This window comes from Campylobacter sp. 107 (genome assembly GCF_002383835.1).
In the GTDB taxonomy this organism is placed as follows: Bacteria; Campylobacterota; Campylobacteria; order Campylobacterales; family Campylobacteraceae; genus Campylobacter_D; species Campylobacter_D jejuni.
Genome location: NZ_NXBA01000023.1, coordinates 69462 through 80375, shown reverse-complemented (window position 1 = coordinate 80375; position 10914 = coordinate 69462). Strand labels below are relative to the sequence as shown.

The 10914-nt window shown below is 28.4% G+C and carries 9 protein-coding genes; all 9 read left to right on the top strand.

Annotation, left to right across the window (positions count from 1 at the left end):
- Positions 1-1851: DUF2972 domain-containing protein (locus tag BGS40_RS04320; RefSeq protein ID WP_096738429.1), on the top strand; the 1851-nt coding region annotated here is incomplete at its 5' end.
- Between the two features lie 64 nt (positions 1852-1915).
- Positions 1916-2689 (top strand): class I SAM-dependent methyltransferase, encoded by a 774-nt coding sequence (locus BGS40_RS04315; protein WP_096738428.1) that lies wholly within the window; start codon positions 1916-1918, stop codon positions 2687-2689.
- A 59-nt stretch (positions 2690-2748) separates the two neighbouring features.
- Entirely contained in the window at positions 2749-3510 is a 762-nt protein-coding gene (locus tag BGS40_RS04310) for a class I SAM-dependent methyltransferase (RefSeq protein WP_052801198.1), read from the top strand.
- A gap of 34 nt (positions 3511-3544) precedes the next feature.
- Positions 3545-4072: an adenylyl-sulfate kinase gene (locus BGS40_RS04305; RefSeq protein WP_096738427.1), complete on the top strand. Its 528-nt coding sequence runs from the start codon at positions 3545-3547 to the stop codon at positions 4070-4072.
- Positions 4073-4076: 4 nt separating this feature from the next.
- Complete coding sequence (gene aepX / locus BGS40_RS04300; RefSeq protein ID WP_180753102.1) at positions 4077-5399, top strand: phosphoenolpyruvate mutase; 1323 nt, start codon at positions 4077-4079, stop codon at positions 5397-5399.
- Positions 5399-6595 carry a phosphonopyruvate decarboxylase gene (gene aepY / locus BGS40_RS04295; protein WP_096738426.1) on the top strand — a complete coding sequence of 399 codons (1197 nt, stop codon included), beginning with the start codon at positions 5399-5401 and terminating at the stop codon, positions 6593-6595. Before aepX ends, aepY begins: the two co-directional genes overlap by 1 nt.
- A complete protein-coding gene (locus BGS40_RS04290) occupies positions 6588-7640 on the top strand; it encodes a phosphonoacetaldehyde reductase (protein ID WP_096738425.1) in 1053 nt (350 codons plus the stop codon). Before aepY ends, BGS40_RS04290 begins: the two co-directional genes overlap by 8 nt.
- 9 nt (positions 7641-7649) lie before the next feature.
- Positions 7650-9719, top strand: coding sequence for a capsular polysaccharide biosynthesis protein (locus BGS40_RS04285; protein WP_096738424.1), 2070 nt, complete (start codon positions 7650-7652; stop codon positions 9717-9719).
- Positions 9716-10900, top strand: coding sequence for a capsule polysaccharide modification protein KpsS (gene kpsS, locus BGS40_RS04280; protein WP_002871988.1), 1185 nt, complete (start codon positions 9716-9718; stop codon positions 10898-10900). The genes BGS40_RS04285 and kpsS overlap by 4 nt, the downstream gene beginning before the upstream one ends.
- Positions 10901-10914 lie beyond the last annotated feature (14 nt).

Genomic DNA, 10914 nt, shown 5'->3' with positions numbered 1-10914 from the left:
CCAAACTCAGCTATAGAAAGAGTAAAAAATCATCTTGCTTACAAACTAGGTCAAGCTATGATTGATTTTGCAAACAGTAGTAGTGGGGGGGGGTATATAGCATTATTTAAAAAACTTTATAAAATTAAAAAACAACACAAAAAAGAACAAAAAATTTATCAACAAACCATACAAGTTTTTCCTCAACTCAAATATCCAAGTTTAGAAGCATGTAGTGATTATGAGCAAGCTTTAAAATATAAATTTCATTTGTCTTATATGCTAGGTGAAGTTTTAATCAAAGCTTATCAGAATTGGTATAAGGGATCTGGATTTAAATTAAAAAATAATATTAAAAAAGCAAATAAAGAATTTCAAATTTTTAGAGAAATTTTTAAAGAATTTGATCAGATTAACTCTAGCATCCTTGAAGGTTTGATAGATAATAAACAATTATTTTTAAAAGAATTTTCAAGAATAAAAAATATATTAAAAATTCATCAAGATTATAGAGCAATATTGGATAATATCTTTCATAATTTTAATTATTTTATACAAAATTTTGATCTTATAGAAGAATGGTTATTATCAGATGATTTCAAAGAAAGATACAAAAAAGAAAACCATCCTTATCCTTCATTACTTGATCCTAAGAAATTAAATGATAAAAATGAAAAAATCAATTATCATAACATACCTGCTGAACTTGCTTGGGAGATGAATTTGCCTTTACCAGATAACTATGAGTTTGTGTGGCTATGTTCATCTTTATCAGGACATGGCGCAATGACAATGTATTTGGAACTTTGTGAAATAAATATTTGCAAATATATTCATCATGACCCATTTATTATATATTCTAACATTTTCATGCAATTGCTAAATAGCCCTTTAAAATATAATGTCATAGCATATACTGATTACACTCATGTTTATGTTTCTAGAGAAGATCTTGAAAGATTTTTAAATCTTTTAAATAAAAATAAACCTGTGTTATATTTGGTTAGGGATCCAATTTCGAGATTAAAAACTGGATTAAATCATATAAATTTTAAAACTGATAAACTCGATCGGTTTTATCTGAATACGCCTATAGATAGGGTTTTAGATAGAGATACATATTATTTCGGATCTCCTATACCAACTTGTGAGCATATAAAAACTTATTGGATTTATGCTGAGAGTTTTTTTAGATTAAAATTTTTAACACAATTTTTTAAAATAGAAAAAATTACTTACTTAGACATGATTGGCATTAAACCTGAATATACTTATTGTACTTTTGATAAATTAAATACTTTATATTGCTTTAGAAAAAAACTTTCCCAAAAAGATGTTGATAATGGTATGGCATATGATGAATTGGGTGTTTTATTCCCCATGACATTAATTGCAAATTTAAAAGACTTAGATAAAAACAATACTGATGAAGCATTTGAAATTTTAATTACAACAAAACAACTTTTTAAATTACATAAAGTAAAAAACTATATCGAAATTAACTTTATTTTATTTGAAGATAAAATAACTTTTGAAAATTTGATTTTTTGCATTTCTAAAGAAAAAATAGCTTCTTTTCAAAATAACATAATTATGATAAATTGTGTTAAATCCTACATAAAAGAGTTTGTAAATAAGCTTAAGATAAAAATTGATTTAAAAAAAGAACATTTAATAAATGAAAAGGAGATATTATTATTTTTTAAAGAGAATAAATCAGTTGCTAAAAATATAGAAAAAAATATTAAAGAAGAATTGGATCATATCAAACAACATCGTCCAGATATAGTAGCATCATGGAAATACTATCAAGAATTTGAAAAGATGTGCAAGGAGTTAGATGAAGATTGTATAGCAAAAACAACAGAATGAGATAAAATTAAGAAATAATAAGGTATAATTAGAAACTAGAATTCTAAATTTAGAAAGGATATAAATGAATCTTGGCGATTTTACAAATTTGGCGAAACACTATCATAATAGACCTGCTTATAATCCAATGTTGATTGAAAAGCTTATTAGATGTATTAATGATTCTAATAAAGCCATTAAAGATTTAAAGGTTATTGAAGTAGGTGCGGGTACTGGTAAATTTACAAAAATTCTTTCAGAGGAATTTAAACTTGATGTTACAGCTATAGAACCCAATGATAACATGAGAGAAGAGGGAATTAAATTTACTCAAAATTGTTCAAATTTAAGCTGGAAAAAAGGTAGTGGTGAAGAAACTGGAATTGAGAGTGATATCGCTGATTGGGTTATTATGGCTAGTTCTTTTCACTGGACAGATCCTAAAAAATCACTCCCTGAATTTAGTCGTATATTGACAGGGGGGGGGTATTTCACTGCGATTTGGAATCCTCGCCACATTGTAGAGGGCTCAGTTTTTGATGAAATCGAAAAGGAAATTAAGCATATTGTACCAGAGCTTACTCGTGTAAGCAGTGGATTGCAAAATGCTAAAAAATGGGAAGAAATTCTTGTTTCAACAGGAGATTTCACAGACTGCTTTTTTATGGAGTGTGACTATAAAGAGTTTTGGGATAAAGAGCGTTATCTCGGAGCTTGGCATTCTGTAAATGATATACAAGCACAAGCTGGCGAAAAAAGATGGAAAGAAATTTTAGAAATGATAGAAGTTAAAATTTCTCATATGGAAAAAATTGAGATGCCTTACAAAATAAGAGCTTGGACTGCTAAAAAGGCATAATTTTCATAATTCTTTAGTTCGTCATTTTGTGTTTAAAATGACGAATAATAAGGAAAATTATGGAAAAATTAGTAGAAAATAAATGGGATTATACCGAACATGCAAAATTTTATAGCTATAGACCAAATTATACACCAAAAACTATAGATATGCTAATTAGTCTTATTGGAAAAAAAGATATTAAAGTGGCTGATATCGGTGCAGGAACTGGAAATTTAAGTATTATGCTTTTGGAAAGAGGATGTGAGGTGGTATCTGTAGAACCAAATGATGCGATGCGTGAAATTGGTATAAATAGAACAAGGGATAAAAATATTACTTGGATTCGTGCTGTGGCAAACAATACAACTCTAGAAAATGAAAGCTTTGATTGGGTGACTTTTGGAAGTAGTTTTGATGTGATTGATAGGAATGAGTCTTTGCAAGAAGCATATCGTTTATTAAAAAAAGATGCTTATTTCACTTGTATGTGGAATCATAGAGATTTAAATGATCCTATACAAAAAATAGCTGAAAATACTATCGTAGAATTTGTGCCAAATTACACAAGAGGGACAAGAAGGGAAGATCAAAGACCTATCATAGAGAGTCGCAAGGATCTTTTTGATAACATTGTTTATACTGAAGAGGATTTTTATTTTCATCAGAATATTGAAAATTATATCAATGCATGGAAAAGTGTCAAAAATAAATATTGGGATGTAGCAACAAAAGAAGGTGAAGAACTTTTGGATAAAATTATGAATAAAATTAAAGAAAGACTCCCAAAAGAATTTAGTATAAAATACACTACAAGAACTTGGAGTGCTAGAAAAATATAATTTTTATTTTTATAAATTAGGAGCATAAGAATTGATGAGTAATGGCAAAGTAATATGGATATCTGGATTGGCAGGTGCTGGAAAAACTACTATAAGTCAAGGCTTGTATAAAAAATTTAAAGAAAAATACCCTTATACAATTTTATTGGATGGGGATGTAATTAGGGAAATTTTGCAAGAGTACGGGTATTCTAGAGAGGCAAGATTGATGTCTGCTAAAAAAATCTCATCTTTATGCTCCTTTTTAGCAAAAAATGACATAATTGTTATCTGTGCGACTATATCTTTATTTGAAGAAATTTATTTACTTAATAGAAACACGATTGAAAATTATTTTGAAGTTTTTGTAGATTGTCCTATGGAGGAGCTTATTTTAAGAGATCAGAAGGGTTTGTATTCTGGTGCTTTAAAAGGTGAAATTAAAGATGTTGTAGGTGTTGATATAAAATATGCTAAACCAAATGCTCATTATATTATAGATAATAGTTCAAAGACTGATTTAGAAAAAAAAATTAATAATTTATATAATGAAGTTGAATTATTTTTTAATAAAGAAAGGTAAAAAAATGAATAGTAATATCGTATATATAGCTATGTCTGCTGATCTAATACATCCTGGTCATATAAATATTATGAAATTAGCAAGAGAATACGCTAATAAAATTGAAGGTAAGGTTGTATTGGGCTTATTGACTGATTCTGCGATTGCTTCTTACAAACGACTTCCTTATATGAATTATGAGCAAAGAAAAATTATTGTTGAAAGTATAGGTTTTATTGATGAAGTGATACCTCAAAATACTTTGAGTTATGCTGATAATATTATTAAACTAAAACCTAAATTTGTGATTCATGGTGATGATTGGAAAGAAGGCCCTCAAAAAAGAGAAAGATCAAATGTTATTGCTTTGTTGAAAGAATTAGGTTGTGGAGAGCTAATAGAGCCAAAATATACCCAAGGTATCAGTTCTACTGAACTTAATCAAAATGCAAAATCTCTAGGTATTACAACTAATGCTAGATTATCACTTTTAAGGCGTTTAATTAATGCTAAAAAACCTTTAAGAATTTTAGAAACGCATTCTGCAATTTCAGCATTGATTGCAGAAAACACTTTTGTTAGTAAAAATGGTACAAAAATAGAATTTGACGGTTTTTGGTCTAGTTCTTTAACTGATTCAACAAGTAGAGGAAAGCCTGATATTGAAGCGGTAGAATTATCAAGTAGGTTGAATACGGTTAATGAAATATTTGAGGTAACATCAAAACCTTTAATTTATGATGCTGATACGGGTGGGAAACTAGAACATTTTGTTTTTACTGTAAGAAGTTTAGAAAGAATAGGTATTTCTGCTGTGATTATTGAAGATAAGATAGGATTAAAAAAGAATTCTTTGCTTGGAAATGATGTGATTCAAAATCAAGATAGTATCGAGGACTTTTGTAGTAAAATTCAAGCTGGAAAAAAAGCTCAAATAACGAACGATTTTATGATTATTGCTAGAATAGAATCTTTAATCTTGGATAAAGGTATGGATGATGCCTTGCAAAGAGCTTTTGCATATATTCAAGCAGGTGCAGATGGTATAATGATTCATTCTAGACATAAAGATGGAGATGAAATCATTGATTTTTTAAAACAATTTAGATTGAAAGATCAAGACACGCCTATTGTTGTTGTTCCTACTAGCTTTAATGAAATCAAAGCCAGTGATTTAGCTACATATGGAGCTAATATAATTATATATGCTAATCATATGCTTCGTGCTTCTTTTGTTGCAATGCAAAATGTGGCAAGAGAAATTTTAGAAAATGATAGAAGCAAAGAATCTGAAAGCAAATGTATGAAAATTAATGAAATTCTAAATCTCATTCCAGGAACTGTCTAATGCTTAATATGGAATTTTTTGGAGAGGCTTTAAAAACAATTGGATGTTTTCAGTTTAGTGGAGTACCTTGTTCGTATCTTTCCCCTATGATAAATTACGCTATTAATGAAAATTCTTTTATTATGTCTAATAATGAAGGAGATGCTATAGCTATTGCTACTGGTATAAGTTTGGCAAATATGGAAAAAAAAGATAATTTTGGGGTTGTTTTAATGCAAAATAGTGGATTAAGCAATGCGCTATCCCCTCTTACTTCTTTAAATTATACTTTTGAAATTCCTATTTTAGGTTTTGTTTCTCTTAGGGGGGAAAGAGATGAACAAGATAGAAATACTGACGAGCCACAACATGAACTTTTAGGAATCATTACAGATCGTTTATTGGAAACTTGCAATATTGCTTATGATTTTTTATCTCCAGACCATAATCAAGCTGTTAGACAATTGCAAATAGCCCATAAGTATTTAAAACAACAAAAATCTTATTTTTTTATAGTTAGAAATAATACTTTTGAAAAATGTTCTTTGAAAAATTTTAATATTTCCGTGAAGAATATAGGCAGAGAGATAATCCAGCAAGAGAATAGCTTGATCAAATTTCAACCAAAAAGAATTGAAATTTTAGAATGTATTGCCAATTTTTCTTATAAAAATAATATCGCACTATTTGCAACCACGGGAAAAACAGGTAGAGAATTGTACGAAATTCGAGATACGGAAAATCAATTATATATGGTAGGATCAATGGGGTGTGTAAGTTCCTTAGCTTTAGGTGTATCCTTGCAAAATTTAAAAAAAATCATTGCAATAGATGGAGATTCTGCTTTGCTAATGAGAATGGGAGCATTAACTACAAATGCATATTATGCCAAGAATAATAACAAAGGGAATTTTTGTCATATATTATTAGACAATGAAAGTCATGATAGCACTGGAGGACAGTTTAATCTTTCGCCATTTATAAATTTTCCACAAATAGCGCATTTTTGTGGTTATGAAAAAATATTTATAATAAATTCATTGGATAATTTAATACAAGCACTTGATTTTTTTATTGCTCGTAAGGAAGGTGGAGCTGTGTTTATTTATGTTAAAATTTTAAAAGGAAGCAAAGAAAAACTAGGAAGACCTAAAATTACTCCTAAAGAAGTTGCATTGAGAATAGCACAATTTTTAAACAGGAAGAGTGATGAGTGATTTTAGATATTATAATCCGGTTAAAATTAATTTCAATGTATCATATGAGCATATTATAGACAGTTTAAAAACAGACTCTATTTTATTGCTTACTTCAAAAAGTTTTTATAAAAAAGGATTAATTAAAATTTTAGAGAATAAGCTTGGCGATCGTTTAATGGGTGTAATTTATGATATTTTACCCAATCCTGAAATTAATTATGCTGAGCTAATTAAAAAAGATTATAGAAATTATAAAGAAATTATAGCTTTTGGTGGTGGTAGTGTTTTAGATATGGCTAAGTATTTTAGCGTATCAGGCGATATTATGAGAAATGGTGGAAATTTAGATATAAGTAATTCGTGTTCATTTATACCTATTTTCGCTATTCCAACTACTGCAGGCACAAGTAGCGAGCTTACTAAATGGGCGACATTATGGGATACTCCCAATAATATTAAATTTTCATTATCTAGTGAAAATTTATATTGCAAAGAAGCTTTTTATGATCCAAATTTATTTTTAAACATTCCAAGGGAGCTGACTATATATACGGCTTTAGATGCTCTTTCTCATTCTATAGAATCAATTTGGAATAAAAATTCTAATGCTATATCTACAAATCATGCAATTAAAGCTATAGAATTGATTTTAGAATATTTACCAATATTACAAAATGATTTAAATTCTAAAGAATTGCGTTTGAAAATTATTTTAGCAAGCATTTATTCAGGTTTAGCTTTTTCAAATACTCAAACAGCATTAGCCCATGCCATTAGTTATCCAATAACTATGAAATTGGGTATATCTCATGGATTGGCATGTAGTTTTACAATCCCTATTTTATTAGAATGCATTGATGATGTAAAAATAAATAAGCTTTTGTCTGTATATAAGGAAAAAATTATTTCTTTCTTTCATATTTTAAATATTTCTACAAATTTAAAGAGTTATGGAATAACTAAACAGTTTATTGAAGATATTTTTGATAATTTAAATTCTAGAGCAAAAAATGGGATGTTTGATCTTGAATTAACTAAGAAAAAGTTTTTATCTTTGTGTTAAATAATAAATATGAGTAGCTACTCAATATCAAAAAAACTTATCGCTAATGCTAGAAATTTTTATACCATTTTTTTATATAAGAGAAATTTAAAAATCAACAAAGATGATCTTTTCTTTGGCTGGGGGCGTAAAAAATCAGGCTTAAAAGCTATGAATTTAGCTAAAAATTATAAGGCTAAATTCATACTTTTAGAAGATGGATTTATCCGCTCATTAAACTTAGGGGTTGAAAATAGCCCAAGTTTTTCTATAGTTAAAGATGATATAGGCATTTATTATGATACAACAGAACCTTCAAGACTTGAAAATCTTTTAAATACTTATGAATTTAAAGATGAAGAAATCAAGCAAGCCAAAAAAGCTATAGAGCTTATCAAAAAATATAAAATTAGCAAGTATAATAACAATCTTGATATTCCAGATGATTATTTTCAAAAAGATGAAAAAAGGGTTTTAATCATCACTCAAACGGCCAATGATGCCTCGCTTGAATTTGGGCTTGCTAAAGATTTTAAAACTGTCGATATGATAAAAGATGCCGTAAAAGAAAATCCTAAATCTAAAATTTATATAAAAATCCATCCTGATGTTTTAAGCGGTAAAAAACAAAGTGATTTAGATATAAATTCCTTACCTAAAGAATGTATTTTAATTACTGAAAATTTTAATCCCATAGCCTTACTTGAGTTTTTTGATAAGGTTTATACCAAAACTTCTGGTATGGGTTTTGAAGCTTTGATGCAAGAATGTGAGTGTATTTGTTATGGCATGCCATTTTATGCAGGTTGGGGTTTAACAAAAGATAAATTAGAGTGCAAAAGAAGGATACAAAAAAGAAGTTTAGAAGAAGTTTTCTATGCTGCTTATATACTTTATGCTGAGTATTTTAATCCCTATTTAAATCAAAGAAGTAATATTTTTGATACTATTCAAACTTTAGCAAAATATAAAGATATAGAAAAGGTAAATTCTAACAGGCTTTTTATGTTAGGTTTTACCTTATGGAAAAGGCATTTTATCAAGCCTTTTTTTAAGGCCAAAGATAATAAAATTATTTTTTTAAATTCTTTAAAATCTTTAGCTAGATATAAACTTAAAGAAAATGATAAATTTTTCATTTGGGGTAAAAGGATAGATTATAACGCTCTTAAAACTACTCTTATAAAAAAAGCGCAAGATGAGAATTTGCTCCATTTTACTCCCAAAATTTCTTTAGTTGAAGATGGATTTATTCGCTCAATCTCTTTAGGTTCTGATCTTACGCGCCCTTTTTCTTTAATCGTTGACGATAAAGGACTTTACATAGATCCAAATAAAGCAAGTAAATTAGAAGAGCTTTTGCAAAACGAAATTTTTGATGAAAATATGCTAAATAGGGCAAAAAATATTATAAAAATCTTACTTGAGAACCGCTTTTCAAAATACAATGGCTTAAAGCATGAAGACTTAAAAATCAATGCCAAAACAGGGCAAAAAATTATTTTAATCCCTGCTCAAGTTGAAGATGATGCTTCGATGATTTTAGGGGGTTTTGGCTTATCTACTCTTGATTTGCTTAAGGAGGTGCGTGCTAAAAATCAAGATGCTTATATCATCTTTAAACCCCATCCTGATGTGTTAAGCGGCAACCGTGTAGGTTTAAAAGATGAAACACTCATCTTGGAATTTTGTGATGAGATTGTAAAAGATTGCAGTATTGATAGCGCTATAAAAATTGCTGATGAAATTCACACTATTACTTCTACAAGTGGTTTTGATGCTCTTTTAAGAGCTAAAAAAGTTTTTACTTATGGCATGCCTTTTTATGCGGGCTGGGGTTTAACAAAAGATAAATATAGATGTGAAAGAAGAACAAGAAAACTAAGTCTAGAAGAGCTTGTAGCAGGTGCTTTAATCATATATCCAAGATATATAAATCCTAAAACAAAAACTTTATGTGAAATTGAAGTTTGTTTAGATATAATGCTAAATTTACAAAAAGCTTATTTTTCAAAAAAATATATAAAATTGGCAATAGATTTTAAAACTTTTATGCTTAGAAAAATAAGAAGATTTTATGAATTTTTAGCAAAGAAATGAGATTTAGCACTAAAATTAAAAAAGAATTTAGCGGTAAAAATGTTTTACTCTTGCAAGGGCCTGTGGGAAATTTTTTTCATCATCTTGCAGTGAAAATGAGAAAAAACCAAACCAAAGTTTTTAAACTCAATTTTAACGGCGGAGATTTTTTTTTCTATCCTAGCGGAACGAGGTGTAAGTGTGATGAAAAAGATCTTGAAAATTTCTATAGAGATTTTTTTCAAAATAAAAAAATCGATGCTATTTTAATGTATAATGATTGTCGCATTATACATGCTAAGGCTATTAAAGTGGCTAAAGAATTAGGAATTGAAATATGGATTTTTGAAGAAGGATATTTAAGACCTTATTGTATTACTTTGGAAAAAGATGGGGTGAATGCAAATTCTTCTTTACCGCGTGATAAAAATTTTTATCTTTCTCAAAATATTTTTACCAAAGAAAGCATAAAAGAAATTCCAGGTGGATTTAAATTTATGGCTTTTGATGCTTTTTTGTATTGGTTATTTGCTTTTATTTTGGCTCCATTTTTTAACAACAAACTTCATCATCGTACTTTATATCCTTTTGAATTTTTATTTTGGTTTAGATCATTGTATAGAAAGTATCTTTATAAGATTACAGAAAAAAAACTAAATGAAAAGATCTATAATTTAGAAAAAAAGTACTTTTTGGCGATTTTACAAGTTTATAGCGATACGCAAATTAAATATCATTACAAAAAAAGCATAGAGCACTTTATAGAGGAAACCATACTTTCTTTTGCAAACCATGCAAGAGCTAAATCTTATTTAGTTTTTAAACACCATCCCATGGATAGGGGCTATAAGAATTATTCTAAACTCATAAATGATTTAAGTCAAAAATATCATGTGGAAGGAAGGGTTTTATATGTTCATGATACCCACTTGCCAGTTCTTTTAAGAAAGGCTTTGGGTTGTATTACTATAAATTCAACAGTAGGCCTTAGTGCTATTTTAGAAGGCTGTCCGACTAAGGTTTGTGGCAATGCTTTTTATGATTTTGAAGGCTTATCTTATCCAAAAAAACTTCAATTTTTTTGGCGTGAAGCTCATGCTTATAAACCCAATCCTGTTTTAGTATGTAATTTTAAAAAATATCTTTTACAAACTAATCAATTCAACGGCAATTTTTATAAAAATTTCTTTTTAGACAAATAAGACAAAAAGCTTTG